This window comes from Shimia sp., assembly GCF_049116215.1.
Taxonomy (GTDB): domain Bacteria; phylum Pseudomonadota; class Alphaproteobacteria; order Rhodobacterales; family Rhodobacteraceae; genus Shimia.
Window position 1 is genome coordinate 263341 of sequence record NZ_JAGDZB010000002.1, and the last position, 26200, is coordinate 289540.

The 26200-nt window shown below is 57.7% G+C and carries 26 protein-coding genes and 1 riboswitch; of the genes, 7 read left to right on the forward strand and 19 right to left on the reverse strand.

The genetic code is table 11. The features are described 5' to 3' along the window. Positions 1 to 21 precede the first annotated feature (21 nt). Positions 22 to 1188, forward strand: coding sequence for a serine hydrolase domain-containing protein (locus JXR15_RS06860; protein ID WP_422052489.1), 1167 nt, complete (start codon positions 22 to 24; stop codon positions 1186 to 1188). A gap of 63 nt (positions 1189 to 1251) precedes the next feature. On the opposite strand, the gene JXR15_RS06865 is transcribed toward JXR15_RS06860, so the two are convergent. Together JXR15_RS06865 and JXR15_RS06870 are read right to left on the reverse strand one after the other, a co-directional pair. Next, on the reverse strand, positions 1252 to 3372 hold the full coding sequence (locus tag JXR15_RS06865) for a hypothetical protein (RefSeq protein ID WP_422052490.1): 2121 nt from the start codon (positions 3370 to 3372) through the stop codon (positions 1252 to 1254). Between the two features lie 181 nt (positions 3373 to 3553). Further along, a complete protein-coding gene (locus JXR15_RS06870; protein ID WP_422052491.1) occupies positions 3554 to 4918 on the reverse strand; it encodes an FAD-dependent oxidoreductase in 1365 nt (454 codons plus the stop codon). Between the two features lie 127 nt (positions 4919 to 5045). Here JXR15_RS06870 and JXR15_RS06875 point away from each other — a divergent pair, with 127 nt between their 5' ends. Together JXR15_RS06875 and JXR15_RS06880 are read left to right on the forward strand one after the other, a co-directional pair. Further along, the gene (locus JXR15_RS06875; protein ID WP_422052492.1) at positions 5046 to 5429 is read left to right on the forward strand and encodes a DUF2237 family protein; all 384 of its coding nucleotides are present in this window, start codon (positions 5046 to 5048) and stop codon (positions 5427 to 5429) included. A 99-nt stretch (positions 5430 to 5528) separates the two neighbouring features. Beyond that, positions 5529 to 5849, forward strand: a complete 321-nt coding sequence (locus JXR15_RS06880) for an antibiotic biosynthesis monooxygenase family protein (protein ID WP_422052493.1) — start codon at positions 5529 to 5531, stop codon at positions 5847 to 5849. A gap of 51 nt (positions 5850 to 5900) precedes the next feature. Here the strand turns inward: JXR15_RS06880 and JXR15_RS06885 are convergent, their stop codons facing one another. The 12 genes from JXR15_RS06885 to JXR15_RS06940 all read right to left on the reverse strand — a co-directional run bounded on the left by JXR15_RS06885 (position 5901) and on the right by JXR15_RS06940 (position 14116). Then, the gene (locus JXR15_RS06885; protein ID WP_422052494.1) at positions 5901 to 6392 is read right to left on the reverse strand and encodes a helix-turn-helix transcriptional regulator; all 492 of its coding nucleotides are present in this window, start codon (positions 6390 to 6392) and stop codon (positions 5901 to 5903) included. A 39-nt stretch (positions 6393 to 6431) separates the two neighbouring features. Beyond that, positions 6432 to 6830 carry a hypothetical protein gene (locus tag JXR15_RS06890; RefSeq protein ID WP_422052495.1) on the reverse strand — a complete coding sequence of 133 codons (399 nt, stop codon included), beginning with the start codon at positions 6828 to 6830 and terminating at the stop codon, positions 6432 to 6434. Positions 6831 to 6988: 158 nt separating this feature from the next. Then, positions 6989 to 7357 (reverse strand): PepSY domain-containing protein, encoded by a 369-nt coding sequence (locus tag JXR15_RS06895; RefSeq protein ID WP_422052496.1) that lies wholly within the window; start codon positions 7355 to 7357, stop codon positions 6989 to 6991. Between the two features lie 154 nt (positions 7358 to 7511). After that, positions 7512 to 7781, reverse strand: coding sequence for a hypothetical protein (locus JXR15_RS06900; RefSeq protein ID WP_422052497.1), 270 nt, complete (start codon positions 7779 to 7781; stop codon positions 7512 to 7514). A 192-nt stretch (positions 7782 to 7973) separates the two neighbouring features. Continuing rightward, positions 7974 to 9227 carry a tryptophan synthase subunit beta gene (trpB, locus tag JXR15_RS06905; RefSeq protein ID WP_422052498.1) on the reverse strand — a complete coding sequence of 418 codons (1254 nt, stop codon included), beginning with the start codon at positions 9225 to 9227 and terminating at the stop codon, positions 7974 to 7976. A gap of 95 nt (positions 9228 to 9322) precedes the next feature. Then, positions 9323 to 10162 (reverse strand): LysR family transcriptional regulator, encoded by an 840-nt coding sequence (locus tag JXR15_RS06910; protein WP_422052499.1) that lies wholly within the window; start codon positions 10160 to 10162, stop codon positions 9323 to 9325. A 257-nt stretch (positions 10163 to 10419) separates the two neighbouring features. Beyond that, a complete protein-coding gene (locus JXR15_RS06915) occupies positions 10420 to 11064 on the reverse strand; it encodes a phosphoribosylanthranilate isomerase (RefSeq protein ID WP_422052500.1) in 645 nt (214 codons plus the stop codon). Between the two features lie 39 nt (positions 11065 to 11103). Then, the gene (locus JXR15_RS06920) at positions 11104 to 11454 is read right to left on the reverse strand and encodes a lipopolysaccharide assembly protein LapA domain-containing protein (RefSeq protein ID WP_422052501.1); all 351 of its coding nucleotides are present in this window, start codon (positions 11452 to 11454) and stop codon (positions 11104 to 11106) included. A 3-nt stretch (positions 11455 to 11457) separates the two neighbouring features. After that, a complete protein-coding gene (gene ihfB, locus JXR15_RS06925) occupies positions 11458 to 11739 on the reverse strand; it encodes an integration host factor subunit beta (protein WP_294113766.1) in 282 nt (93 codons plus the stop codon). Positions 11740 to 11989: 250 nt separating this feature from the next. Continuing rightward, entirely contained in the window at positions 11990 to 13270 is a 1281-nt protein-coding gene (locus tag JXR15_RS06930) for a DUF3422 family protein (protein WP_422052502.1), read from the reverse strand. Between the two features lie 113 nt (positions 13271 to 13383). Further along, a complete protein-coding gene (locus JXR15_RS06935; RefSeq protein ID WP_422052503.1) occupies positions 13384 to 13755 on the reverse strand; it encodes a carboxymuconolactone decarboxylase family protein in 372 nt (123 codons plus the stop codon). Continuing rightward, positions 13748 to 14116, reverse strand: coding sequence for a MerR family transcriptional regulator (locus JXR15_RS06940; protein WP_422052504.1), 369 nt, complete (start codon positions 14114 to 14116; stop codon positions 13748 to 13750). Before JXR15_RS06940 ends, JXR15_RS06935 begins: the two co-directional genes overlap by 8 nt. A gap of 143 nt (positions 14117 to 14259) precedes the next feature. Continuing rightward, a riboswitch (FMN riboswitch) is annotated at positions 14260 to 14465 on the forward strand. A gap of 84 nt (positions 14466 to 14549) precedes the next feature. Here JXR15_RS06940 and JXR15_RS06945 point away from each other — a divergent pair. Beyond that, positions 14550 to 15437 (forward strand): DMT family transporter, encoded by an 888-nt coding sequence (locus JXR15_RS06945; RefSeq protein ID WP_422052505.1) that lies wholly within the window; start codon positions 14550 to 14552, stop codon positions 15435 to 15437. 237 nt (positions 15438 to 15674) lie between these two features. On the opposite strand, the gene JXR15_RS06950 is transcribed toward JXR15_RS06945, so the two are convergent. The 3 genes from JXR15_RS06950 to JXR15_RS06960 all read right to left on the reverse strand — a co-directional run bounded on the left by JXR15_RS06950 (position 15675) and on the right by JXR15_RS06960 (position 19295). After that, positions 15675 to 17117 carry an NAD(P)(+) transhydrogenase (Re/Si-specific) subunit beta gene (locus JXR15_RS06950; protein ID WP_422052506.1) on the reverse strand — a complete coding sequence of 481 codons (1443 nt, stop codon included), beginning with the start codon at positions 17115 to 17117 and terminating at the stop codon, positions 15675 to 15677. Between the two features lie 12 nt (positions 17118 to 17129). Then, positions 17130 to 18701 (reverse strand): Re/Si-specific NAD(P)(+) transhydrogenase subunit alpha, encoded by a 1572-nt coding sequence (locus tag JXR15_RS06955; RefSeq protein ID WP_422052507.1) that lies wholly within the window; start codon positions 18699 to 18701, stop codon positions 17130 to 17132. A gap of 135 nt (positions 18702 to 18836) precedes the next feature. Continuing rightward, positions 18837 to 19295: a methyltransferase family protein gene (locus JXR15_RS06960; protein WP_422052508.1), complete on the reverse strand. Its 459-nt coding sequence runs from the start codon at positions 19293 to 19295 to the stop codon at positions 18837 to 18839. A gap of 349 nt (positions 19296 to 19644) precedes the next feature. On the opposite strand from JXR15_RS06960, the gene JXR15_RS06965 reads away from it, so the two are divergent. The 3 genes from JXR15_RS06965 to JXR15_RS06975 all read left to right on the forward strand — a co-directional run bounded on the left by JXR15_RS06965 (position 19645) and on the right by JXR15_RS06975 (position 22836). Beyond that, positions 19645 to 20397, forward strand: coding sequence for an SDR family NAD(P)-dependent oxidoreductase (locus tag JXR15_RS06965; RefSeq protein ID WP_422052509.1), 753 nt, complete (start codon positions 19645 to 19647; stop codon positions 20395 to 20397). Between the two features lie 124 nt (positions 20398 to 20521). After that, positions 20522 to 21208, forward strand: coding sequence for a pentapeptide repeat-containing protein (locus JXR15_RS06970; RefSeq protein ID WP_422052510.1), 687 nt, complete (start codon positions 20522 to 20524; stop codon positions 21206 to 21208). Positions 21209 to 21576: 368 nt separating this feature from the next. Further along, entirely contained in the window at positions 21577 to 22836 is a 1260-nt protein-coding gene (locus JXR15_RS06975; RefSeq protein WP_422052511.1) for an NAD-dependent epimerase/dehydratase family protein, read from the forward strand. A 170-nt stretch (positions 22837 to 23006) separates the two neighbouring features. On the opposite strand, the gene JXR15_RS06980 is transcribed toward JXR15_RS06975, so the two are convergent. Together JXR15_RS06980 and JXR15_RS06985 are read right to left on the reverse strand one after the other, a co-directional pair. Then, entirely contained in the window at positions 23007 to 23786 is a 780-nt protein-coding gene (locus tag JXR15_RS06980) for a gamma-glutamyl-gamma-aminobutyrate hydrolase family protein (RefSeq protein WP_422052512.1), read from the reverse strand. Between the two features lie 126 nt (positions 23787 to 23912). Further along, positions 23913 to 26045, reverse strand: a complete 2133-nt coding sequence (locus tag JXR15_RS06985; protein WP_422052513.1) for a malate synthase G — start codon at positions 26043 to 26045, stop codon at positions 23913 to 23915. Positions 26046 to 26200 lie beyond the last annotated feature (155 nt).

A 26200-nucleotide genomic window follows, 5' to 3' on the forward strand; every position in this document is an offset into this window, starting at 1 on the left:
ATTAGGGAGGGGACCCCACACATGCGCACCTTTGGAAAATGGCTTGGCCGCATTCTACTGATGCTGATCCTGGCCGCGCTGACCGTCTATGCACTCAAACGCGAAGAAATCACCCGCCTGCTGGCGGTGAACTCGCTGTTCTCCGAGGAGAAGATTGTCTCCAACTTCTCCAACATGGACACGCTCTTCCTCTCCGCCGGGATTGCCAAAGGCGACACAGCAGTCAGCACCCTGCCCAACGGCACCGACATGACCATGCCTGCGAGTTTTGATGGCTGGACCAAAGACCGCGCCGTGACCGGCATGGTGGTACTCAAAGACGGCCAGAAGGTGCACGAAAGCTACTATCAGGACACCGCGCCTGAGGACCTGCGGATCAGCTGGTCGGTGGCCAAGTCCTACCTGTCGTCGCTGATGGGTATTGTCGTCGCCGAAGGCCTGATCGACATCAACGAACAGGTCACCACCTACGCCCCGCTACTCAAAGGCACCGCCTACGACGGCGCCACCGTTCTGAATGTGCTACAGATGTCTTCAGGCGTGACCTTTGACGAGGACTACCTGGATTTCAACAGCGATATCAACCGCATGGGCCGTGTTCTTGCCATGGGCGGCACCATGGACGGCTTTGCTGCGGGCCTCACTGAAACCTTCGTAGAGCCCGGCAAACAATTCCAATATGTCTCCATCGACACGCATGTGTTGGGCATGGTCATCCGCGGCGCCACCGGCCGCTCCATCCCCGACCTGCTGTCTGAGAAAATCATCTCCAAACTCGGCTATGAACAAGACCCCTACTACGTCACCGACGGCGAAGGCGTGGCCTTTGTGCTGGGCGGGCTGAACATCCGCACCCGCGACTACGCCCGCTTTGGTCAGATGATCCTGCAAGAGGGTGTATACAACGGCACGCAAGTGGTCCCAGCCGACTGGCTCGCAGCCGCCACCGTGCCTAGCGCCAACACCAAAGACGGCAATCTGCACTACGGCTACCAATGGTGGATGCCCAAAGACCCGCGCGACGGCGAATTCTTCGGCATCGGCGTTTACGGCCAATACATCTACATCAACCGCCCGCACGGCGTGGTGATCGCAGTGAACTCCGCCGACCGTAAATTCAAGGAAAGCGGTGTGACCGACGGCAACATCGCATTGTTCCGGGAAATTGCCGAAACGGCAGGCGGCTAACGAAGCCAACAGAAACAACACAGGCCCGCCACACCGGCAGGCCTTTTCAATTCTGGTTTCCCATCAATTGTCACCAAGGGCCCGATCAAGCCTCGCGCCAATGGACTTATACGTCACATGTTGCCGCGCCGCCCGTAGGTGCGCTCGCCCTTTCGAGTCTCCATGGTTCTCCAAAGCCCAAATCGCTGCAAATGCCAGCCTTTTCGATCTCGGACCAATGCCCGGTATTTTCTCGCTGCCACGCACGATTAGTTGCTCCAACACTGTGCCAACCTGCTCAAGAGGACGTAGAGACAAAACCCATACCCAATAGCGTAGAACCGATTGTTCCAAATCTCTGTAGGTCTTCATCTCATAGTCAAAATAGTATCCGTACACTTCAGGGCCGGGCAACTCATAGCCTTGCAGCTGCGCCAACAAGAGCGCCAACCGTTCTTCGGTGAGCCACGAATCCGCGTAAGCCAACCATTTTCGCGTTGGCTTTTGTGCACCAACACCAGGCTGGAGGTCCAAGCCCTCAGCGCAGAACGGCGCGATGGCGTCGAGGTGATCGAGCAACGAGGTAAACTGCACGAGGAATGCCTCCTCGGCTTTGATCATCTCCTCAAATGTTGGCGTTTCGGGCTGCTTGTCTTTGTCCTCCAGATAGCTTCGCCAAACAGTCGCATCACTGTCGCTTTGAAGGGATCGCAGAATAGCATGATAGCCTTCCGCTCCGAGCCGCGATTTCAGACGTTCATCAACTGTGATCCGTTCCACGCGGTCTGGTGTCATCAAAGCCAGAACCTTCCGACACTGCGTTTCCACCTCGCGTAAAGTTGCCCGCTCAGCAGCCGTTGCCTTGCCAAGGATGACAGCCTCACCAATACGCGCACTCGTTTCAAAGAATCTGCCGCGCATTTCGTGTAATGTGTGCTGATGCGGACGCCGACGTCCTGACGGCTGCGACAACACGACAACGTCTTCTTTCAGCACCCATCCGGGGCAGATTTGGATGTCGCGCAGCGCTGACCGGACACAGAGTTGCGCGAGATCCTGCGAGGAGCGTGCAATAATTTCCTCGTCGGTCGGTTGATCGACTTGCACCTGATCAAACGGCGCCAACAAGACATCGGCTATCGATCGATATAGGCCCGAGGCTTTTATTCGATCCAGAACATCCTGATCCAATTCAGACAGCGGCTGCGCCAGCGCATTCAGGAATGGCTTTGTGACAAACCGAGCCCCCCAATTTCGGGTCTTGAACAATAGGTCAATCACTTCACGCGCTTGTGCCCGCGTGAATGCGACTGCATTTGCCGTTGCGGGATTTTCCTTTTGAAACCTTCTGTGCATGCTTGAGAAAGTCCAGTTCACGTCCAAACTGAGTTGCCCGGGCGTATGCCAATCTCCAGCGGTTCCCTGAGCCACCCCTTGGGCGGCATCACAAATCCGCAAAAAATCCACAATGAGCGTGCCACGCAACTCACGGGAGGCCTCAGACATAAAAGCCGCGTCAAACACGTCCACAGTAAACTCCACCTCAGAAAACAATGCCTGAAACTCCGGGCTCAGCGATTTCAACACACCTTCACAGTAGTCTGCGCGCTCTTTGCGTTTTGTGGCGATCACCTGAGCAACATATGTTTGGTCCTCTGCAACCCCCAAAAACCGCGCCCACTGAGCAGCGCTGCTATCCAAGTTTTCGAGCTCAGATTTGCGGAGCATGTCAACCTCCTGCCAATACTTGGCGTCCCGTAGGAACCGCACGCCCGCCCCCCGGACAGACTTGGGCACGCCAGCGGCAAAGCTATCGTTAAAGACCCTACTCCAAAGATAGATATCCTTGCCATCCGCTACAATCGAGGCGGGTTCAGCGAAGACCTGTACCATGTCTTTCTCGGAGGTTTCGTAACCGCCGGATCCCTTTTGTGAATGGCCTTTCAGTAGGGTTACAAACTGATTTGCAAAGCCGCTAAATTGCAGCATTGGCCGGGGTCGTTCGAACGGTTTTATCGTCGAGATACGCGCCAATGCAATTTTTGCCTCGATAAAACCAATTGCAAGCCCGGTCACCTGTTGCTCAACAAGCATCTCAAAAGCGCCCAAAAGCCCTTTGTTCACCACCTGGCCATTCCAATGCGTCCTGTCGTTGCCCCAAGCGGCGGAGTCCCGGCCATAGATTCGTGCAAGTTCAGTAAACATTAGCGACGCCCCCAGCCATTCCGAACAGGTCAAGGGGCTGGATTTGGCGCGCGAAAAGGACGGCTTGGACTTCAACAGCTTAAACATCAGCAAAATACCCTCAATGGTGGCGACGAATATCACACACGCATGAGGCGATTTTGTGTCGTTAAAGGAGAGTTTTGAAGGTGAGCTTCCCCGCCTAGTGCACCCGCGCCCCCTGTCGGGTCAATTCAGCCTGAATATCCGTAATGTTGAGGTCATCAAGCGCGCGCGCCTGCTGCACACTCAACGCCGCCGCTACACCAGCGCCCTGACCGATCACCGCACAGCACGCCATATTGCGCGTTGCCGCATGGGCCACCTTGTGCCCCGCCGTGGCTCGTCCAGACACCAACAAGTTTTTCGGGCCCTGAGGCAGCAGATTGCGATAGGGCACCTCAAAATACCGCCCCGTGGTGGGCAGGATCAGAATCCCGTAGCCATCAATAAACTCGGGGAAAATCCCAATGCTGTCCTCAAACCGCCCCTGCTCGCGCACATCCAGCTCGGTCATGCTGTAGACCGTGTCCACCTTGCGTGTATCGCGAATCCCCAAACTCATGCCAAAGTTCCGCAGCCGTGCGTTCTCACACCCCGGCATGAACCGTTTGAGTGCCTCAATCGCCAGCATCGCTTGCTTGCGCCCCTCAATCTCACCCGCTGTGAGACTGTCCGGATCGGTGCCGTCAATCCCCGCCAGATGCACAAGGTTCATATAGGTCATCTCACCACTGTCATGCACTGCGCCCCATGTGCCCGCAATCGTGTTCAGATGCGGCGGGATCAGCCCAGCCTTGATGGCTTGCGCAAATGGCTTGTGCAGAAACGGCGAGAACATCTCGTCCTCTTTGCCAGAAGTCTCGATGTTCCACTCCCCGCCGCCGCCCCAATCAGCGTAGGTCTGCGGATCGGCCTTAACACCTTCCATAAAGGCCTTTTTATCGACGCCCGCGAGATGAAACATCACCGAGGCCGCCATCAGATCCTCACGCGGCGCCTTCCGACATGGCACACCAGCCCGATGCGCAATATCCGCATCCCCGGTGGCATCAATCACCACCTTCGCCAGGATCGCTTCCCGTCCTGCCTTGGACTCGGTGATGATGCCCTTGATCTCGCCGCCGTCCATGATCGGCGCCACAAAGGCCCGGTGCAGCATCGGGTGAATACCCGCCTGCTCTACCATGTGATCCGCCACCAGCTTGAAACCCTCACTGTCGATCTCATAACTCAACGACTGGCTCTCCGGCACCGCCGCGCCTGCGTCCTTGGCGGCATCCTCAAACTCTTTGGGAATGCCCATGCTTTCCACGGTTTGCTCGTGGCGATACCAATGCATGCCTTCCACACCCACAACCGTGATGTTGCCGCCAAAACAGCCAAAACGCTCCACCAGCGTGACCTCCACGCCCGCCCGTGCCGCTGCCAGCGCCGCTGACAGCCCACCGGGGCCGGAGCCGACAACCAGCACTTCGGTTTCATGGATCACATCAATCTGGCGGGCGGGTTCAAGAATCTGTTTCATAACCGTCATGCTTCGCCACGCACGCCACGCCCGTCAATCGAAACTTGAATGATCATTTAAGTTTTTCCACGCGGCCGTCGACGCATGAGCGTTGCCTGCCGCCCGCCCCCTGTGCAAAGCTCCGCGCATGGTAGAAAAAGACGCTTCCGTAAACGTGTTTGGCGACAAGCTTGCCGCATGCTCCACTGATCCGCTGACCGGCTTTTTCCGCGACGGCGCCTGCAACACCTGCGCCGAAGATCAAGGCAGCCACACGGTCTGCGCTGTCATGACTGCGGAATTTCTCGCCTTTTCCAAATATGTCGGCAACGATCTCTCCACCCCGCAGCCAAAGTTCAACTTTGCAGGCCTAAAGCCTGGCGACTCCTGGTGCCTCTGCGCCGCGCGTTTCCTGCAAGCCCATGACGAAGGTTGCGCGCCCAAGGTCAACTTGGCGGCCACCCACCTAGGTGCACTCGACATCGTGCCTCTGCGTGTCCTGCAAGAACACGACGTCCGCCAAACCGGTTGACCTTCCCGGCATTCACGCGCCATATGCCTCCGATTTTGCCAGCCACCTAGCGACGGGTCAGCCAGCTCTCCCCCCCAATTCCAGAGAGAAAGGTCTCCCATGAGCTACATCGCCATGAACCGTTTCAAAATCGCCGAAGGCCGCGAAGCTGACTTCGAAGATGTCTGGCGCAGCCGCGAAAGCCGCCTGAAAGAACTCAAAGGCTTCCGCGAGTTCCGTCTGCTCAAAGGCCCAGAACGTGAAGGCCACACGCTCTATTCCAGCCATGTGCTTTGGGACAGCAAAGCGGATTTTGAGGCCTGGACAAAATCCGAGCAGTTCCGCGCCTCCCACCGCAACGCCGGAGACAGCCGCAGCAAAGGCGCCATCCTAGGTCACCCGGAATTTGAAGGGTTTGAGACCATCCTGCAGGAGAGCTGAAGCTGTCCGCCCAAAAAACCGCGCGGGGCAGCCCCTGCCCTGCACAGCCCCCTAGTCCTCGGCGTCCTCCGCCAACAGGTCGTCCAGAAACAGACTAAGCAGCTGCGCCCGTCCGCTCACGCCAGATTTCCGATAAATCGCATTGCTCTGCGCCTTCACTGTCCCCTCCGACGTGTTGCGCAACCCCGCGATCTCCTGAATTGACATGCCCTTGATAGTAAACAGTGCCACATCGCGCTCGGCTGGTGTCAACGCCCATTGCGTGAAGGTTGCTTCCATGTGATCGCGAAAGGCGATTTGCACGCCTCGAAGGCTGGCCTCCGCGTCTTTGCGCGCCCGCACCGCCTGTTGCAGAGCAACCCCACCAAGGACCACCCCCAGCACAAGGCCGACAACCGCACCAAGCTCCATTAGCTCCCGGATGTGCCAACTGATTGGCGCCGCGCGGGCACCAATCACTGTGAGGACAATCTCAGTGACAAAGAACAGGGCACAGAGGCCCTGCAGCACAAAGAGCCCAATCAAAACCCAGCGACGATTCACGAGGTCACCTCCGCCATAAACTGACAACAGACGACCGCCCTAGCCATCGTCACTGTCATCGTCTTCGTCGTCATTATCGTCATCCGCGTCGTCTTCGTTGTCGCTATCGTCCTCGGGGTCATCGCTTTCAACACCGCTGTTGGTCCGCTCCGATTTCTCGCTATCCGCCGAGCTGCCCAGCACCTTGTGCTCGCCATCTTCTTCCCAATAGTCGCGCAGAATCTCCCCGGTACGCGGATTGACGATGATCTCGCGCTCCATACCATTTTTCTCAGCTTCTATACGTGCACGACCCAGAAAGGTCCGACCGATTTCAATGTCGTGATAGCCCTGCTCCGCCAAGTGACGTGCAATGGCTTCAACCCGCGTCTCGGCTTGCGCCGCGCCCGACATAGTCACGACCAGCGTGAGGCCTAGGGCAAGTGCTTTTGGTGTCATGTAACTCATCCGCAAAATGGTCGACGCGAGGGACAACGCGCCGACCGGCTGAAGAAACTTCGATCCCATACCGTTTACCGGAACCGTGAGTGGATGGCAAAAACTGGGACCGGATCAGAGGTTGGCAGACCTCAAGCCTTCAGCTTTCCTATGCCGTCTCAGTCGTCATCTTCACCTTCGCCATCATCATCGGCGCCTGCGTCGCCGTCATCGTCGTCTTCGGTGTCGTCATCGTCCTCATCTTCGTCTTCGCCCCCATCTTCGTCGTCATCTTCGTCGTCATCATCATCGTCTTCTTCGACGTGCTCGGACAAAACCTCCTCGGAAGCGGCGAGATACACAGTTTCAACCTCCATCCCGTCTTTCTTGCCTTCGACCTTAAGCTTGCCATCGACCATTTCGATCTCGATGTCGCTATAGCCATCCGCGATCATGGCCGCTTCGACGCGTTGCGCAAAAGTTTCTGCGTGCACCTGAACCCCCAGCCCCAATGCAATCACGCTGGATGTCAAAAGAATGCGTTTCATGGGTCTTTCTCCTCGATGTTGAGTGGAAGCGCCGTCAGTGGCGCTGTGCCCTCAACCTGTGATGAGATCGGCCCGCGCTCTATTGACCACGAGTTTATTAAACACGCCATTGACCAAGGGATTAGAGACGTAAACCTTGGTTTAGGCCCCAAATTCAGAGCACAAAGCGGCGCTTCGGGACTGGACGTCTGGCGTTCACCTCGCCGCCAAAGGACGACGTGGGCATCGAAAGGTACTGTGTGCGCGGCGCTTTACCGGTTGCACTGGCAACCACCTTCAACTGGCACTCGGTCAGGATATACTCAATGTCCTGATACCCCTGCTGGCGCATTGATGTGACAACACGCTCGGCAAGTTGCTTGGCCCGCTGCATAGTTGTGGCGGTTTCTCGGGACGAAGACGCGGTATCTGTAGTGGCTTTCATTGGGTATTCCTCCGAAAATTTGGGGGGCAAGTACGACGCATGCCCGCATGTGCCTTACATCCAAATTTACGCCATATCTCCCGCGTGGCGGTGCCGCAAAAGCCTAGTCCTATACCCTTTGGTATAAAGCGCTGACCCAAAGAAAAAGGCGCCCCACAGGGACGCCCAGAAAGCTTCGATGTGCTTATGAGTTTAGTCCGCCGCGCGGCCTTCGGTGTCAGACATGTCAAAGCCCAGATGACGCGCCACGGTCTGCACGTCCTTGTCACCGCGCCCACACATGTTCATCACCAGAATGTGGTCCTTCGGCAAAGTCGGCGCGATCTTCATCACATGCGCCAACGCGTGGCTAGGCTCCAACGCCGGAATGATGCCTTCCATCGAGCAAGAGAACTGGAACGCTTCCAACGCCTCTTTGTCGGTGATCGAGACATATTGCGCGCGGCCAATATCGTTCAGCCAGCTGTGCTCCGGCCCAATGCCCGGATAATCGAGACCTGCAGAGATTGAGTAGCCCTCAAGGATCTGCCCATCGTCATCCTGCAACAGATAGGTGCGGTTGCCATGCAACACGCCTGGACGACCACCTGACAGGGACGCGCAGTGCTCCATTTTGTCGTTCACACCGCGACCACCGGCCTCAACACCGATGATGTTGACCGATTTCTCATCGAGGAACGGATAGAACAGACCGATCGCATTGGATCCACCGCCGATCGCCGCAATCACAGTGTCCGGCAGACGGCCTTCGCCTTCCTGCTCTGCCAGCTGCCAGCGCACCTCTTTGCCGATGATCGACTGGAAATCACGCACCATGGCTGGATACGGATGCGGGCCAGCCGCCGTACCGATGCAGTAGAACGTGTCGTGCACATTGGTCACCCAATCGCGCAGCGCATCGTTCATCGCGTCTTTCAACGTCCCACGCCCAGAGGTCACCGGTACCACTTCCGCCCCCAGCAGGCGCATACGGAACACGTTGGGAGCCTGACGCTGCACATCATGCGCACCCATGTAGACGATACACTTGAGGCCGAACTTGGCACAGACGGTGGCTGTGGCTACACCGTGCTGACCTGCCCCAGTTTCCGCGATAATCCGGGTTTTGCCCATACGCCGCGCCAGAATGATCTGGCCCAGCACATTGTTCACTTTATGCGCGCCGGTGTGGTTCAACTCATCCCGCTTGAGGTAAATCTTTGCGCCACCCAGCTCTTCCGTCATGCGCGCGGCATGATAGAGCGGGCTTGGACGGCCCACATAGTGCTTCCACAAATCGTCCATCTCCGCCCAAAAGGTCGGATCATCTTTGGCCTTTTCATATTCCGCTTCCAGATCAAGGATCAGCGGCATCAGCGTTTCACTGACAAAGCGCCCACCAAAATCGCCAAACCGGCCGTTTTCGTCGGGACCCGTCATAAAGCTGTTGAAAAGATCGTTGGACATATGCGTCTCTCCCTTGCGTCGCAGTTACCTAAAACGCCGCAAGGGGGGCACGCAAGCGCAAAGCGCGGCTTGCCTTCGCGGCGGGCACTTTGTGACTACGCGGGTGGCCGCGACTTGGATGTCAAAAGCGTTGCCACCGCCTCCAACGCTGCACGAATGGGCGGATCATGACGCGCTTCGTGATGGCACACGAGCCACTCATCATGAGAGAGTTCAGGAATGACCGGTGCCACCTGTTTCAACCCTGGGACCCGGCTGGCGACAAACGTCGGCATGACCACGCGCCCCACGCCAGACACCGCCAAATCCACCAGCGTGCCCTCTTCACAGGCGGTTGTGATGATCTCACCGCCATGGTTACCCCGCACCCAACGCACCGAGGGCGTCAGCGGTCCATCCGCACTCAACGCCACGAAACCAGTCACATCGTCTGACGCGGCGTAGACCGCAAATTCGACTTTGGACGTGCGCCGCCCCGCCAGCCACGGCTGATCCGGCCTCCGGCTGCGGATCCCGATGTCCGCATCCCGCCGGGCGATGTCCAACATGCGCGTGCTTTCAACAAACTCCAACCGCCAAGGTTCGTCTTTGCGCCACACCTCCCCCAGCCGCCGCGCCAAGTAAGACGCGGTCCAGGCCCCCGCCGTCACCCGCACCCGCACCGCATCAGGCTGCCCCAGACTACGGGTCAGCCGCGCCTGAATGTCCTTAAGGTCCTGTAACTGCTCCAAAACCGCACGCCCCTCGGCGGTCAACGCATAGCCGCGCGGACCACGCTCAAACAGCTTGCGCCCCAGCTGCCGCTCCAACGCGGTCATCTTGCGGCTGATTGTCGGCACCGAGCCGCCTGTACGCCGTGCAGCCCCGGCCAGCCCCCCTTCTCGGGCCACATCCACAAACAGGGTCAAATCATCCAGAGGCGGTAATTGTTCCATTTTTGAAATCAAACTCTCATTTAGGCGCTCTAATAATGGAAGCTCAAAACCGGCAATGTGGTCAAGCCCAATCCCAATGTGAGGTTTTCTTGATGAACTTCTATCTCCTCCCCAGCCGCCCATCAGAGCCACAGCCCCTGTCCAGCTACGCCAAAGAACGCGAGATCTTCCGCGCAAAGGCCAATGCATTAAAAAAGCGCCGGCAACTGCGGCGCTTTGCTCTGCTCAAACTCTGGTTGCGCGATCCGCGCCGCGCTTCACAGCGCGTTCTCAACCGCCTTCATAAAGGCACGGATCATACCAATGTCCTTCACCCCCGGCGCGCTTTCGACACCTGAGGACAGGTCCAACTGACGCGCGCCGGTCATCTTGACCGCCTCGGCCACATTGTCGGCGGTCAATCCACCGGCCAGCATCCAGGGGCGTGGCCAATATTTGCGGTTCACCAATCGCCAATCAAACAACAACCCATTGCCGCCTGGCAGCTCCGCGTTTTTGGGTGGTTTGGCATCCACCAACAGCTGATCTGCCACGGCACCGTAGGTATCGATCTTGGCCACATCTTCCGCATCCGCGATGCCAATGGCCTTCATCACCGGCAGCCCAAATCGTGCGCGCACCTCGGCCACGCGTTCAGGGCTTTCACCGCCATGAAGCTGCAGCATATCCAGCGGCACGGTCTCGACCAGCTTGTCCAGAAACGCGTCATCCGCATTCACGGTCAGCGCCACCTTGGCCACCCCTACCGGGGCTTCCACCGCCAAATCCCGCGCCTGCGCGACACCGACGTTGCGTGGCGATTTCTCAAAGAAGACAAATCCAACATAGGCTGCGCCCGCTTCCGCCGCCGCAACCACATGCGCGGGCTCTTTTAGCCCGCAAATCTTGACACGAATATCCATGGTTTGGACCTACCTGACCTTCCGGTCAAAGCAAAGCGCTCAGCTTGCTTCGTCCAAAAGCGTCAGCACCTCGTCTTTGTTCTCCGCCTCGCGGCCTTTCAGACGACGCACCTCGCGCTGCGTTTTGTGCAGCTCTTTCTGCGCCTTGGTCTTGTCCGCCCGGTGACGGTGCTCGCGCATCCATTCCCAGACAAAACCCACAACAAGGCCCACCACAATGGCACCAAAGATCACCGCAAACAGCGGAACGTCCACCGCGTGGTTGATCCCAAACCACTCTTCTGCCACCGCAGGCAGCAATGTCAAAGTGACCACGGCACGGTTTGCCAAAGCAACCGCAATCAACACGACAGCCAAGCCGCCGAGAAATGCATAGCGAATGTAGCGCATAGCTTACTTTCCGTTCAAACGATCCCGCAAAAGCTTGCCGGTCTTAAAGAACGGCACGTGCTTTTCTTCCACTTCCACCGATTCACCAGTGCGCGGATTGCGCCCAACGCGTGCGTCGCGCTGTTTTACCGAGAACGCGCCAAAGCCCCGCAGTTCCACCCGATCGCCGCGGCTCATCGCTTCTGTGATCTCTTCAAAGATCGTGTTCACGATGCGCTCTACGTCGCGCTGGTAGAGGTGTGGGTTTTCGTCTGCGATTTTCTGAATCAATTCCGAACGGATCATCGGTGTCTATCTCCCTGAGGGCGTGCAGGTCTTTTCGCATGCATCTTCTTGACTATAAGAAGAAAGATGAAGAACGGAAACGAATTGTCCGCTTCCCTTGGTGGAAATCCGCTCAAATCACCGATTTTTCCGGCCTAGGCACCTGTGAAACCTGCAAATTCTTGCACTTAAGGTCTGTGCGACCCCGGGTCACCCGTCTCGCCGCGTCGCAGAGAAGCCATTGATTCGCAACAAAAAGCCAATTGGCTATCTAGTGCATCTTCGCCTTGATCCGCCGCACCATTGCCCAGACCCCCAGCACCACGATGGGAGTCAGCACCGCCAAAACCACCCCTTTGCTCATGCCCAATGGCGTCGCCAACGGATAGACCAGATAGCCCGCCAAAGAGACCGCGTAGTAGCTGATTGCCACCACCGACAGACCTTCCACTGTCTCCTGTAGGCGCAACGCCAAATCCGCTCGCCGATCCATGCTTTCCAACAGCGCCTGATTCTGCGCTGAGCGCGCAACCTCCACTTTGGTCCGCAAAAGTTGCGCTGCGCGCCCCACCCGCTCCGCCAAAGACTGCAAGCGACTCTCACTGTGATTCACCGTGCGCATCGCCGGATCATAGCGCCGCGTCATAAATTCGCTAAACGTCTGGCGCCCATGAAACCGTTCTTCGCGCAGGATCTTGATACGCTGTTGCACAATCTTCTCATAGGCGCCTGTGGCGCCAAACCGGAACGACGTGTCCGCAATCAAACGCTCCACATCGCCGGACAATTCCAATAGCGCCTGCAAGGTCTCCGCAGCATCATCCCGGTCACTGCGCAAATGCCCCATCAAGCGCCCTGCGTCCGTCTCCAAGGCCCCCAGTTCCCGCGAAATCGCTTTCACTCGGAAATAGCCCAGCATCGACATACATTTGTAGGTCTCAATCTCACACAAGCGCTGCACCACCCGGCCAACACGCCGTGCGCCGGTCTCCGGCGCCACAAACACCGCCATGTTCTGATGCCCGTTGGCCGCGATACGGAAGTCCGTGGCCACAACACAGGTCCGGTCTAGCACATAGTTCACCGCCACTGTTTCAGGCAAAAACCATTCATAAACCTGTGAGATCATCTGCGCATCACTGGGCATGTTCTCCACTCGGATCATAGCTGACGTCACCCGCTGCCCCGGCGCCGCTGCCAGCCAATCCTCAGGAAACACATCCAGATCCGCCGGATCAAACGCCCGCGTGCTCACCTGCGGCAGGAACATAGTGTAGGTCACAAACTCCGCGTGCTGCTCCCATTTCAACGTGTCCCGCCCGATCTGGCAGGTGAAATGCGTCGCGCCCGGTTGTGGATGCGGCGCGCCAAATCTGTCGAGCAAATCATAAAGGTGCTCGAGCTCCGCCGCGGTTTCCACGCCAACCTGATCCTGTGGAATGCGCCAGGCGATATAAACCGCCCGGCACGGCGCGTTTAACGTCGGGAACGGACGCGCGTGGAGCTCATTGGCCAGTTTGTAGCGCAGCGGGTGGTCTTGAATGGCGGACATGCTCTTCTCCTGATCGCGCCAACTTACCCCGCCGCGCTCAAAAGTAAATGTTTTTGTGACTTTTCAACTACTTGCCGGAATACCGCCGCATACAATAAGCCAAGTCTTTTGACCTACTCCTCCGCAAAAACCTCCCGCGCCGCGTTCAAGCCGTTGATTGCGGCGGGCAAGCCGCCATAGAGCGCCATTTGCCAAATCACCTCCGCAATCTCCTCCTGCGAAGCCCCGGCCTGCCGCGTGTTGGCAATGTTGATCTTCAGCTGCGGCGCGGTTTGCCCGCCCAGCGCGGTCAATGCGGCCACCGTGCACAGCTGCCGGGTCTTCAGGTCCACCGTTCCGCGAGTGTAATGCCGTCCATAGGCCCACTCGACCAGGCTTTCCGCCATTTCCGGCACCAAGCCGTCATAGCGCTCCGCCAAAACCCCTTCCACGGTGGGGTTCAAATCCGCCAAAACCGCGCGTCCACGTTCCAATGCGTTAGACATCTTCAGACTTTCCTTCCAACTCTCTGTAATAATTCACTTTCTGATCCATGAGCTGCAGCGTCTCCTGGAGCGTCACCATCTGGGCACGCATCACCTCGCGATGCGCCTCCAGCATCTCCCGCCGCGCGCGCAACGTGCTGTCGCCAGCCGCCCTCAAGCGCGCATACCGCACCCGATCCGCCTGCTTCATGCCCGTCGCATTGAGTTGCCCTATGAATCGAATCCAAGCCAAAACGGCGTCGTCATATACGCGACGTCCCGCGCCATCGCGTGGCGGCGGATCAATCAGCCCAATTTTCTCGTAAAACCGCAACGTGTCCACGCTTAGCCCCGTGGCCGCAGCCACCTCCGAAATCCGCATCTGTTCTCCTGCTCCTATGAGTCGGTTCACCTTACGAGCTGGAGTGCACTCCAGCTCAAGCCCCAAAATGTACATTTTCAATTTTGGCTTGCCGCGCGCACCACGCCCGCCTATCCCTACCGCTGCGGCCCATCTCCGGGTCGTAACGTTCTCAGGGCGGGGTGAAATTCCCCACCGGCGGTAAGCAGCGCAGCTGTAAGCCCGCGAGCGGCTTTCAAGATGGAACACGTCCTCATCCCCAAAAGTGGGTCCCGGTTTTGGGACAAGATGCGGAGCCAATATGAAAGTGTCAGCAGATCAGGTGCAACTCCTGAGCCGACGGTCACAGTCCGGATGGAAGAGAGCGGGAAGAACCTAAGCAGAGCTGGCAACAGCCCTGTTTGGCTTGTCCTGTTTTGCCTTGAGTTGTGAGCGCAGATGAAAGGACAACGCCATGACTCGCATTTTTGAAACCACCCGCCCGGCCACCGCCGGCGCTTTCCTGATGATCTTTGCCGGACTGCTATTCGCCGTGGTCAACACCATTGTACAATGGGGTACCATGAAAATGGGCCTGCCCCCCACCCGCGTCGCCTTCTGGCAGTACCTGATTGCCACGCTCTGGCTCGTGCCCTGGATGATCTTCAAATCCCCTGACGCCCTGCGTACAAAAGCTCTGCCCAAGCACCTGCTGCGCGTCGGCTGCGCCGTAATTGGCGTGCAGCTCTGGGTCACCGGCCTGGCCCACGTGCCGATCTGGCAGGCCATTGCTCTGATCATGTTGTCGCCCTTCTTTGTTACTGTGCTGGCAAGCCTTTGGCTCGGCGAACAGGTTTCGGCTCACCGCTGGGGCGCGGTGGTGATTGGCTTCATTGGCGGCATGATCATCCTGGCGCCGTGGTCAGATGCCTTCACACCCCACGCGCTCTATCCGGTTGGCGCGGCCATCTTCTGGGGTCTGACCAGCCTGATGACCAAACAGATGAGCGCCACCGAAAGCCCGGCCACATTGACGCTTTATTTGCTGATGCTGCTCACCCCGATCAACGCCGGTCTGGCACTGGACGCAGGCCTGGGCTTTGACGGCATAACCGCTGGCCTCCTGCTGATCGGTGCTGGTTTGTGCACGGCGGTGGCCCAATATGCCCTGGCCCGCGCCTATAGCATCGCGGACGCCGCCTATTTGCAGCCGTTTGATCACCTCAAATTACCCTTCAATGTGGGACTTGGCTTGGTGGTATTTGGCTACGCCCCTCCCGGCAGCCTGTGGCTGGGCGCCGCCCTGATTATCGGCGCCTCCTTTGCCCTCATGCGCCAGGAAGCCCTCCTGCAAACCGCCTGATAACCTGGCGTGGCTCAAGCCTTTGGGCTTGGGCCTTTAGGGGCGCTGTCCCTGACACAGCACGCTGTACCCACCCCGGGATATTTTTTGGACCATGAATGTGGGAACGCGATGTGTCTCATTCACGGTCCCCCAATATCCCCGCCGGAGGCGTCTACACGCGCTCCAAACACCCCCGCAAAACAAAAGGGCGCCCCATTCTAGGGCGCCCTTTCCACACTCTATGGCAGTGATCGATTACTCGATCATACCCAGCAACTTATCGAGGCTGGCTTTCGCGTCACCATAGAACATACGTGTGTTCTCTTTGAAGAACAGCGGGTTTTCGATGCCGGAGTAACCGGTACCCTGCCCCCGCTTGGAGACAAACACCTGCTTGGCTTTCCAGCATTCCAGAACCGGCATGCCCGCGATAGGGCTGTTCGGATCTTCTTGGGCTGCCGGGTTCACGATGTCGTTGGAGCCAATCACGATGGCCACATCCGTTTCCGGGAAGTCATCGTTGATCTCGTCCATTTCCAGCACGATGTCATAGGGCACCTTGGCTTCGGCCAAAAGCACGTTCATGTGCCCAGGCAGACGACCCGCCACCGGGTGGATCGCAAAGCGCACCTCTTTGCCTTTGGCACGCAGGCGACGGGTCAACTCCGCCACGTTCTGCTGTGCCTGAGCCACCGCCATGCCGTAGCCCGGGATGATCACAACGCTGTCCGCATCGTCCAGCGCACTGGCAACACCATCCGCTTCAATTGCGATCTGCTCACCTTCGACTTCCATCGCAGGGCCAGCCGCGCCACCAAAGCCACCCAGGATCACCGACACAAAGGAGCGGTTCATCGCCTTACACATGATGTAGCTGAGGATTGCACCAGAGGAGCCCACAAGCGCACCAACCACAATCAACAGGTCGTTGCCCAGCGAGAAACCAATCGCTGCCGCGGCCCAGCCGGAGTAGCTGTTCAGCATGGAGACAACCACTGGCATGTCCGCACCACCGATGCCCATGATTAGATGATAACCGATGAACAGCGCTGCAATTGTCAGGATCAACAGTGGGAAGAATCCACCGGTGTTCAGATACCAGATCAGGCAAAGCAAAGAGAGACCTGCGGCACCCGCGTTCAGCAAGTGACCACCTGGCAGCTTTTCAGCGTTTGAGGACACTTTGCCTGACAGTTTGCCATAGGCAATCACGGAACCAGTAAAGGTCACCGCACCAATCCAGACACCCAGGCTCAGCTCCACCAGCAGAATGCTGATCTCTACGCCAGACTTCTTGGCAATCAGCTTGCCAAAAGTGCCAAGCTCTTTCACTGCATCCGGACCTGCCGCCACAGCTTCCGCTGCGTTGCCGATCTCAAAGTGCGCGTTGAAGCCCACAAACACCGCCGCCAGGCCAACCAGCGCGTGCATGCCAGCCACAAGTTCCGGCATCTGGGTCATCTCGACCTTGGACGCCAGCTGATAGCCAATCATGCCACCCGCCGCGATCAGCGGAATGGACAGCCACCACAGACCCGCACCGGGGCCGATCAATGTGGCAAACACCGCCAGCGCCATGCCGGAAATGCCGTACCACACCGCGCGTTTGGCGCTTTCTTGATTGTTCAGCCCCCCCAAGGAAAGGATGAAGAGCACTGCCGCGACAACGTATGCTGCGGTTGTAAAACCGTATTCCATCGCTCGACCTCCTTAGGACTTCTGGAACATGGCGAGCATGCGCCGTGTCACGAGGAAACCGCCGAAGATGTTGATCCCGGCCATGAAGACAGAGAGCGCCGCCAGCAGGATCACAAGGAAGCTGCCTGAGCCAATCTGCATGAGAGCCCCCAAGATGATGATCGAGGAGATCGCGTTGGTCACAGCCATCAAAGGTGTGTGCAGCGAGTGCGCCACGCCCCAGATCACCTGGAAACCAACAAAACAGGCCAATGCAAACACAATAAAGTGCTGCATAAAGCTCGCCGGTGCCACCAGACCCAGCAACAAGATCAAGGCCCCGCCGCCACCCAACAGCATCACCTGCTGCTTGGTCTGCGCTTTAAACGCCGCCACTTCGGCTGCGCGCTTTTCTTCCGGTGTCAGCTCAGGAACGACTTCCTTCGGCTTGGCCGCAATCGCCGCCACTTTTGGTGGGGGTGGCGGGAAAGTGATGTCGCCTTCAAAGGTCACGGTTGCGCCACGGATCACATCGTCTTCCATGTCGTGGTTGATCTGACCGTCTTTCTCAGGGGTCAAGTCAGTCATCATGTGACGGATGTTGGTCGCATACAGGCTGGAGGACTGCGCCGCCATACGCGATGGGAAGTCAGTGTAGCCGATGATGGTCACGCCATTCTCGGTCACAATCTTCTCGTCCATCACGGTCAGCTTACAGTTGCCGCCCTTTTCCGCTGCCAGATCGACAATCACGGAGCCCGGCTTCATTGCCGCAACCATGTCTTCGGTCCACAGCTCCGGCGCTTCGCGGTTCGGGATCAACGCGGTGGTGATCACAATATCCACGTCCGGCGCAAGTTCACGGAACTTCGCCAGCTGGGCTTCGCGGAACTCTGGGCTGGAAACAGCGGCATAGCCGCCAGTCGCCGCGCCATCTGCCTGTTCTTCCTCAAAGTCGAGGTAAACAAACTCGGCACCCATCGATTCAACCTGCTCCGCCACTTCGGGACGCACGTCAAACGCAAGCGTGATGGCGCCCAACGAGGTGGATGTGCCAATTGCGGCCAATCCGGCCACACCGGCGCCAACAACCAAGACCTTCGCTGGCGGCACCTTGCCGGCAGCGGTGATCTGGCCAGTGAAGAACCGACCAAAGTTGTTGCCCGCCTCAATGACTGCGCGGTAACCCGCGATGTTGGCCATAGAGGACAGCGCATCCATCTTCTGCGCGCGCGAAATGCGTGGCACCATTTCCATGGCAATCACGTTGGCGCCTTTGGCCTTGGCCGCTTCCATGCCGTCTTCGTTCCCAGCTGGGTTGAAGAAGGAGATCAGCGTCTTATCTTTGGTCAGGCGTTTCAGCTCGGTGGCATCCGGCTGACGCACTTTGGCGACAATGTCAGACGCTTTCCAGAGCGCGGCTGCGGTCTTGAGAACCTCAACACCGGCGGCCTCATATGTGGCGTCCGAAAATCCAGCACCAGCACCGGCGCCACTTTCAATGGCGCACTCATAACCGAGCTTTTGGAGCTGTTTGGCAGAGTCCGGAGTCATCGCGACCCGGTTCTCACCGTCAAACACCTCTTTTGGTGTACCTATCTTCACCTTTCTTATCCCCCTTCAGGTTAAGAGCAATAATGTTTCACGCAGACCATGCTGCACTTGCATAATGTTTTAACGCCACCTGAATTGCTGCACAAGCAAACAAGCAACTTACCGTATTTCTGCGACGCAACGGCATCACACCCACCTGCGCACCTTCTCGCAATAGTGCGCAAAATCCATGCGAAATGTCCTCCGCAGGCGATTTTCTTCTGGAATGACAAAACGCTTTTCCAAGATCCACAAGAAAACCGGCACCAAAGGCAGGGCCAGCACCGCGTCCCAATAGAGTATCAACCCCGCAAGGATCATCACATCTGCAAGATAGATCGGATTGCGGCTGCGCTTGAAAATGCCGCTTTGCACAAGCCGTGCGCTGTCGTGATGCGGATGAATCGTGGTCTCATGCCGCCGCATCTCAACCACCGCCAACGCGGTCAGAACCACACCGCCGCCCACAAGCAACCCGCCCAGCAGATCCGCCCACACCGGGCCAAAGCTCAGGCCCGTGGGCCAATGGTTGGCTTGCAACCAAGCCATCGCTAAAGCCGCCAGCAACCAGACCGGCGGAATATCAATCAACCGCAAAGCCCTCATAGGCCCATCCCCAACCAGGACTCGCCAAAGCGCCGGCGCACTGACCGGGCCCCAATTGGTATTATCTTTGCGCGTCGTTGCATCATGCCCCTTGGTTTAACGATCCGTTGATACACTGCAACGATACAGACCCGTCGTGCGTCAAAAAGGGCCAGAAAGCCGCATGGAGCGCCCAAAATAGGACAGGAGTTTTGCCCGAAATGCCATTTTGAGCGCATTTTCCGCATGACTGCACGGACATTTTGACCACCTACCCCACTTTTGTGACCCTGCGGCGCAATCAACCAGAACGCTTGTCCGGTCTTATTCGCGCGCTAAGGTGATCCCGACACAGGACAGGGAGAGAGACATGACACTATCGGGCAAACACGCATTGGTCACCGGCGGCGGCACCGGCATTGGTCTCGCCATCGCCAAGGCACTGGCTGCCGAGGGCGCGCAAGTCACCATCACCGGCCGTCGTCTGAACGTGTTGGAAGAAGCGGCTTCCGATGGTCTATTTCCCCTCGCCATGGATGTGGCGGATGAGGCTTCTGTGGTGGACGGCGTCGCCGCAGCAGTAGCTGCCCGCGGTCCCATCCAAATCTGTGTCGCCAACGCGGGCATTGCCGAAGGCCGCGCGCTGCACAAGACCGACATGGACTTCTGGCGCAAGATGATGTCGATCAACATCGACGGCGTCTTCCTCACCATCCGGGAAAGCCTCAAGTCGATGAACCAGACCGACTGGGGCCGTGTCATGGTGATCTCTTCGATTGCCGGTTTGCGCGGATTGAAAGGCGCCCCCGCCTACTCCACCTCCAAACACGCCGTGAACGGCATGATCAAATCTCTGGCCGCCGACTATGCGCTAAAGCCCATCACATTTAACGCCATCTGCCCCGCCTATGTAGAAACCGCGATCATCGACCAAAACATCGAAAGCATCATGGCCCGCACCGGCTGTTCTGAAGAGGAAGCCCGCCACATGATGGTCGGCGTGAACCCACACGGCCGGCTGATCAAACCTGAAGAAGTGGCGCATACCGCACTTTATCTCTGCTCCGACATGGCGGACTCTGTCCGTGGGCAAACGCTGCAAGTGGCTGGCGGCGAGATGTGACACCAGAGGCTGACCACACTGCGGGAGCGCCACCGCTCCCGCTTCCTGCTTGGCCTTTCCAAACCGAAAATTCCACCGTATGGCTTAGGGGACCCACCCCACATTGCCACGTCTGGAGCCGCACGTGACTGTCAAAACCCACCAGTTTGTCGATTGCAGCCCCACCCGTGCGGACCTTGAACAGGCCAGTCAAACCGGCCAGCCACACAGGCTCACGCGCTGCACCCTGGTAGGATGCGATCTTTCCGATCTCGACCTCACTGGCTGGCGGTTTGAGGTGTGCAATCTGGCTCAAGCCTCTTTCAAAAGCGCCACACTGGAAGACGCCACTTTAAAGGGATGCCGCGCTGGCGGTCTCTCGCTTCAGGGCGCCAACTTCTCCGAGGGCACCATCGACGGCGGCGATTTCAGCAACGCCAATCTGCGCGGTGCCACCCTCACCCATTCAAAATTCCGCAATTGCAAAATGACTGGCGCTGATCTCAGAGAAACCCACACGCTTGGTATCGAACTTGAGGATGTGTTGTTGGCCCTCGCGGTGCTGCCCAAATTTTCGTTTCGCAAAATGACCCTCAAACGGGTGGATTTTACCGACGCGGACATGAGCCAATGTGATTTTCGCGACGCTGTCTTTGAAGACTGCTCCCTGCGCGACACACATTTGATCGACAGCCGTTTCGAAAACGCAGACCTGCGTGGCGCCGATTTGGGAGGCATTCGTCTCTCAGACCTGAGACGCTTCAAGGGGGCCATTCTCTCCAAGCAACAGGCTGCGATTTTGCTGGGGCAATTGGGTCTGCAGGTGCACTAATTCGCTGCCTGGCCGGATCTCTATTCTTGAACTCCAGCACGCGAGGCGTCTCGGCTAGGCTCCCCCGATGTGAGCCGTCAACAAAAAGGCGATGCCACGTATTCTTCCCGTTGAAAAAGCCAACGGCAACCTGATTAGTTGTGAAAACCCAAACTTCGCTCCAAGACCATTTCAACAAACAGCTTTGAGATCTGTCATCTGGTGCCTTACGTTTCTTTTACTTTCAAATATCGTAGAGACACATTTCTCGCACTATCGCAAACTGGTCCATTGTACTCGGATCTTCATTTGAACTTGCCTTTGCCGACACCTGGCTCGGCAACCAAGTTGGTCAATCAGTTGACCAAACACTTATCGGGAGAACGCGCATGAACAAAGTTCTGGTTATTGGCGGCGACGGCTTTTGCGGCTGGCCCACCTCTCTCTATCTTAGCGAACAGGGTTACGACGTCACCATAATCGACAACCTATCACGCCGCAAAATTGACAACCGCCTCGGCGTGGTCAGCCTAACACCAATCAAATCCACCCAAGAACGCATTGAGGCCTGGAAAGAGGTCAGCGGCAAAACCATCAGGTTTGTCGAGCTCGACGTGGCGCAAGAGTTCGACGACCTCGCTATCCTGCTCGGCGAGGTACGCCCCGACGCCGTGGTGCATTTTGGCGAGCAGCGGTCTGCCCCTTACTCCATGCGCGGCGCCTGCCCCAAGCGCTACACCGTCGACAACAACATCAACGCCACCCACAATCTCCTTGCCGCGCTGGTGCTACTCGATCTGGACGCCCATGTTGTGCATCTCGGCACTATGGGGGTGTATGGCTACGACGGCGCGGGCTTGGAAATCCCAGAAGGCTATCAACAAATCATGGTGCGCGGCGATGACAACGTCATCCACAACCGCGAAATCCTCTACCCGTCCAACCCGGGCAGCATCTACCACATGACCAAAACCATGGATCAGCTAATGTTCCAGTTTTACGCCAAGAACGACGGCATCCGCGTGACCGATCTGCACCAAGGCATTGTCTGGGGCACCCAAACCGATGAAACCCGTCGCGACGAACGGCTGATCAACCGTTTCGCGTACGACGGCGACTACGGCACGGTTCTCAACCGCTTTCTGATGCAAGCCGCCATTGGCTACCCGCTCACCGTACACGGCACCGGTGGTCAGACCCGCGCCTTCATCCACATCCGCGACACCGTGCGTTGCATCGAATTGGCAATCTCCAACCCGCCGGAAAAAGGCGACCGCCCCGTCATCCGAAACCAGATGACAGAAACCCACCGCGTGCGCGAACTTGCAGATTTGGTCGCGCGTCTAACCGGCGCCGAAGTCGCCATGGTCGACAACCCGCGCAAGGAGGCCGCTGAAAACGACCTGCGGGTATCAAACGCCAGCTTCCTCAAGCTTGGTCTCAATCCAACAACCCTGGCCGAGGGCCTGCTGTCTGACACCTATCAGGTGGCGCAGAAATACGCGGACCGGATAACTCGAGATCGGGTTGCCGCCGCCACGGTCTGGACCAAGAACCAGAAGCCCGGCGTTGTCACCGTGAAAGCGCTCGAAGAGGGCAAGGCTCGGGGTGACACCGGCGACGTGGTGCACATGCAAGACAGCGCCTGAGGCGAAAATCGGCAAAGGGCTTGGCGCTGTCCCAAGCCCTTTCGCCGCAGCAACGCACGATAGCTCCGCCGTTAACCATTACATATTCCATTTTTATGGACAGTCGCGAAACAGTCGCAATACCGACAGGATACCGACGTGGAAATCAGCGTCGTATTGGCCGTTAATCTTTAGGCAGACTTGAGCATGGACCGGGCTTCTTGCCCCTGTGCCCAGGCCCGCACTGCCTCGCCAAAGGCCTCAAATAGCGGACGGCTCACCGGATCATTGGCCGCATCCCATTCCGGATGCCATTGCACTGACATAGTGAACCCCAGCGCGCCCTCAATATAGATCGCCTCCGGCGTCTCATCCGGCGCGTAACCATCTATAATCACACGACTACCCGCACGCTTGATGCCCTGCCCATGCAGAGTGTTGGTCATCACCTTCTGACTGCCAAACAGGTGATGGAACGGCCCGTTTTCACTGAACTCCACCGTGTGGCGCAGCGCAAATTTCTCTTCCAACGTGCCATCGGGCGGCATCCGGTGATTGTCCCGCCCCGGCAGGTCGCGGATTTCTGGATAGAGACTGCCGCCCATGGCAACGTTAACCTCCTGAAACCCCCGACAAATCCCCATAAACGGCTGACCAGAGTCCACGCAAGCCCGCACCAACGGCAGCACAATCGCATCGCGCGCCCGATCGAACTCCCCATGCGCCGCTGTCGCTGCCTCGCCGTATTCCTCAGGGTGCACATTGGGCCGGCCACCCGTCAGCAGAAAGCCATCACATTGCGCCAGCAACTCTTCAACAGACACAAACCTTGGGTCGGCGGGAATCAACAGCGGCATACAGCCAGAAACCCCTGAAACCGCTTCGGAATTCATGGTGCCTCCGGCATGTGCCGGATATTGGTCATTGATCAGATATTGGTTGCCGATGATCCCGACGACAGGACGCGTCATGCTGGCCTCTTAGTCTAGTTGCGCAGGTAACCATAGGACGCGCATCCCAAATGAGAAAGCCCCGAAGCGTTCACATCCTTCAAGACAAAGAAAAAAGGCCGGGGCATCCCCCGACCTGTTCGCTTGTTAGGCTTGTGCTTTCAGCTCCAACCGCCGCGCATGCAGCACCGGCTCGGTATAGCCCGACGGCTGAATGCGGCCCTTGAACACCAGATCACACGCAGCCTGGAAGGCAATCCCGTCAAAACCCGGCGCCATCGGCGCATAAAGCGGATCGTTGGTATTCTGTCGATCCACAACGGCGGCCATCTTCTGCATCGCCGCCATGACCTGCTCTTCACTCACCACACCTTGGTGCAGCCAGTTGGCCAGACCCTGGCTGGAAATCCGACAAGTCGCACGGTCTTCCATCAGGCCCACATCATTGATGTCCGGAACTTTGGAGCAGCCCACGCCTTGGTCCACCCAACGCACCACATAGCCCAAAATGCCCTGCGCATTGTTTTCCACCTCGGCGGCAATCTCTTCGTCCGAGAGGTTCCGCCCATCCATCACCGGCACCGTCAGCAGATCGTCCAACGTCCCGCGTGCGCCACCTGCTTTGATCTCTTCCTGACGCGCCAAAACATCCACCTCATGGTAGTGCGTGGCGTGCAGCGTCGCTGCGGTTGGAGATGGCACCCAGGCACAGTTGGCGCCAGATTTGGGATGACCAATCTTCTGCTCCAGCATCGCGCCCATCAGATCCGGCATGGCCCACATGCCTTTGCCAATCTGCGCTTTGCCTTGAAGCCCGCAAGCCAAACCAATGTCCACGTTGCGATCTTCATATGACAGAATCCACGGTGTGGTCTTCATCTCGCCTTTGCGCAAGAAAGCGCCCGCTTCCATGGACGTGTGGATTTCGTCACCAGTGCGATCCAGAAACCCGGTGTTGATGAACGCCACGCGACCTTTTGCGGCCCGGATACATTCCTTGAGGTTGGCGCTTGTGCGGCGCTCCTCGTCCATAATGCCCATCTTCACCGTGTTGCGCGGCAGGCCCAGAATGTCCTCGACCTTGGCAAAGATCGCATCCGAGAACGCCACTTCTTCCGGCCCGTGCATCTTCGGCTTCACCACATAGACCGAACCATGCACCGAATTGCCGCTTTCCCGCTTCAGGTCATGCATCGCGATCATCACCGTCACGAGCGCATCCATCAGCCCTTCGCCAATCTCGTTTCCGTCCCGATCCAGCACCGCCGGGTTGGTCATCAGATGGCCAACGTTGCGCACCAACATCAACGAGCGACCTTTCAGCGAGGTTTCTGTACCGTTCGCTGCGGTAAAAGAGACGTCATCTTTCAAAACGCGCGTGAAGGTCTTGCCACCTTTGGCAACCTCTTCAGACAGATTGCCCTGCATCAGGCCAAGCCAGTTTCCGTAGGCCACAACCTTGTCTTCAGCGTCCACGCAGGCCACGGAATCTTCGCAATCCATGATCGTGGACATGGCACTTTCCAGCGTGATGTCGTTGATACCCGCTTTGTCAGATGCGCCAATATTGCCTGTGCGATCAACTTCAACAACCACATGCAGGCCGTTGTTTTTCATCAATATACGCGAAGGCGAGACAGCGTCTCCCACGTGACCAACAAACGCGCTTCCTGCCTTCAAAGCTGGCACAAGCTGCCCAGCCTCAACCGACAATCCGCCAATGTCTGCCCAGCTACCTTCGGCCAGCGGCAGTGTCTTATCCAGAAAGTTCCGCCCCCAGGCGATCACGCGCGCCCCACGCGCCGACTCGTAGCCTTTGCCGGACGGCAAGTCGCCCATCGCATCGGTACCATAAAGCGCGTCATACAGGCTGCCCCACCGGGCATTGGCCGCATTCAAGGCAAAGCGCGCATTGGTGATTGGCACAACCAATTGTGGGCCGGGAATCGCTGCAATTTCCGGATCAACATTGGCGGTTTCCACTGCGAACTCTTCACCCTCGGCCACCAGGTAGCCAATCTCTTGCAGAAACGCTTTATACGCCTCCGCATCATGCGCCTGACCCTTGCGGGCCAAATGCCAGCCATCAATTTTCTGCTGGATCTCTTCCCGCTTGGCGAGCAGTGCACGGTTGGTTGGCCCAAAATCATGCGCCAATACGCTCAAACCTTGCCAGAACACATCCGCATCGATGCCAGTTCCAGGAAGCGCCTTACTCACAATGAAATCATAGAGCTCGTCGGCAATTTGCAGCCCGTGCTGCTCAATTCTCTTGGTCATCGTGAAACTTCCTCATCTCTGGCGTCGCGTCTCAATTAGTGCACATGTTTTCTATAGGCAATAAAACCGGTTACCTTTGTTTACCAAAGGGATTTTCAACTTTTTCCATAAATTTGCGAAACTGCACATCCATTTTGTGAAAAATCGCCTACCCC

Excerpts from the sequence above, each read along its gene's own strand:
- JXR15_RS06860 (WP_422052489.1), top strand. The coding sequence starts at position 22 with ATGCGCACCTTTGGAAAATGGCTTGGCCGCATTCTACTGATGCTGATC.
- JXR15_RS06865 (WP_422052490.1), bottom strand. The coding sequence starts at position 3,372 with ATGTTTACTGAACTTGCACGAATCTATGGCCGGGACTCCGCCGCTTGG.
- JXR15_RS06870 (WP_422052491.1), bottom strand. The coding sequence starts at position 4,918 with ATGAAACAGATTCTTGAACCCGCCCGCCAGATTGATGTGATCCATGAA.
- JXR15_RS06875 (WP_422052492.1), top strand. The coding sequence starts at position 5,046 with ATGGTAGAAAAAGACGCTTCCGTAAACGTGTTTGGCGACAAGCTTGCC.
- JXR15_RS06880 (WP_422052493.1), top strand. The coding sequence starts at position 5,529 with ATGAGCTACATCGCCATGAACCGTTTCAAAATCGCCGAAGGCCGCGAA.
- JXR15_RS06890 (WP_422052495.1), bottom strand. The coding sequence starts at position 6,830 with ATGACACCAAAAGCACTTGCCCTAGGCCTCACGCTGGTCGTGACTATG.
- JXR15_RS06895 (WP_422052496.1), bottom strand. The coding sequence starts at position 7,357 with ATGAAACGCATTCTTTTGACATCCAGCGTGATTGCATTGGGGCTGGGG.
- JXR15_RS06900 (WP_422052497.1), bottom strand. The coding sequence starts at position 7,781 with ATGAAAGCCACTACAGATACCGCGTCTTCGTCCCGAGAAACCGCCACA.
- trpB (WP_422052498.1), bottom strand. The coding sequence starts at position 9,227 with ATGTCCAACGATCTTTTCAACAGCTTTATGACGGGTCCCGACGAAAAC.
- JXR15_RS06910 (WP_422052499.1), bottom strand. The coding sequence starts at position 10,162 with ATGGAACAATTACCGCCTCTGGATGATTTGACCCTGTTTGTGGATGTG.
- JXR15_RS06915 (WP_422052500.1), bottom strand. The coding sequence starts at position 11,064 with ATGGATATTCGTGTCAAGATTTGCGGGCTAAAAGAGCCCGCGCATGTG.
- JXR15_RS06920 (WP_422052501.1), bottom strand. The coding sequence starts at position 11,454 with ATGCGCTACATTCGCTATGCATTTCTCGGCGGCTTGGCTGTCGTGTTG.
- ihfB (WP_294113766.1), bottom strand. The coding sequence starts at position 11,739 with ATGATCCGTTCGGAATTGATTCAGAAAATCGCAGACGAAAACCCACAC.
- JXR15_RS06930 (WP_422052502.1), bottom strand. The coding sequence starts at position 13,270 with ATGTCCGCCATTCAAGACCACCCGCTGCGCTACAAACTGGCCAATGAG.
- JXR15_RS06935 (WP_422052503.1), bottom strand. The coding sequence starts at position 13,755 with ATGTCTAACGCATTGGAACGTGGACGCGCGGTTTTGGCGGATTTGAAC.
- JXR15_RS06940 (WP_422052504.1), bottom strand. The coding sequence starts at position 14,116 with ATGCGGATTTCGGAGGTGGCTGCGGCCACGGGGCTAAGCGTGGACACG.
- JXR15_RS06945 (WP_422052505.1), top strand. The coding sequence starts at position 14,550 with ATGACTCGCATTTTTGAAACCACCCGCCCGGCCACCGCCGGCGCTTTC.
- JXR15_RS06950 (WP_422052506.1), bottom strand. The coding sequence starts at position 17,117 with ATGGAATACGGTTTTACAACCGCAGCATACGTTGTCGCGGCAGTGCTC.
- JXR15_RS06960 (WP_422052508.1), bottom strand. The coding sequence starts at position 19,295 with ATGAGGGCTTTGCGGTTGATTGATATTCCGCCGGTCTGGTTGCTGGCG.
- JXR15_RS06965 (WP_422052509.1), top strand. The coding sequence starts at position 19,645 with ATGACACTATCGGGCAAACACGCATTGGTCACCGGCGGCGGCACCGGC.
- JXR15_RS06975 (WP_422052511.1), top strand. The coding sequence starts at position 21,577 with ATGAACAAAGTTCTGGTTATTGGCGGCGACGGCTTTTGCGGCTGGCCC.
- JXR15_RS06980 (WP_422052512.1), bottom strand. The coding sequence starts at position 23,786 with ATGACGCGTCCTGTCGTCGGGATCATCGGCAACCAATATCTGATCAAT.
- JXR15_RS06985 (WP_422052513.1), bottom strand. The coding sequence starts at position 26,045 with ATGACCAAGAGAATTGAGCAGCACGGGCTGCAAATTGCCGACGAGCTC.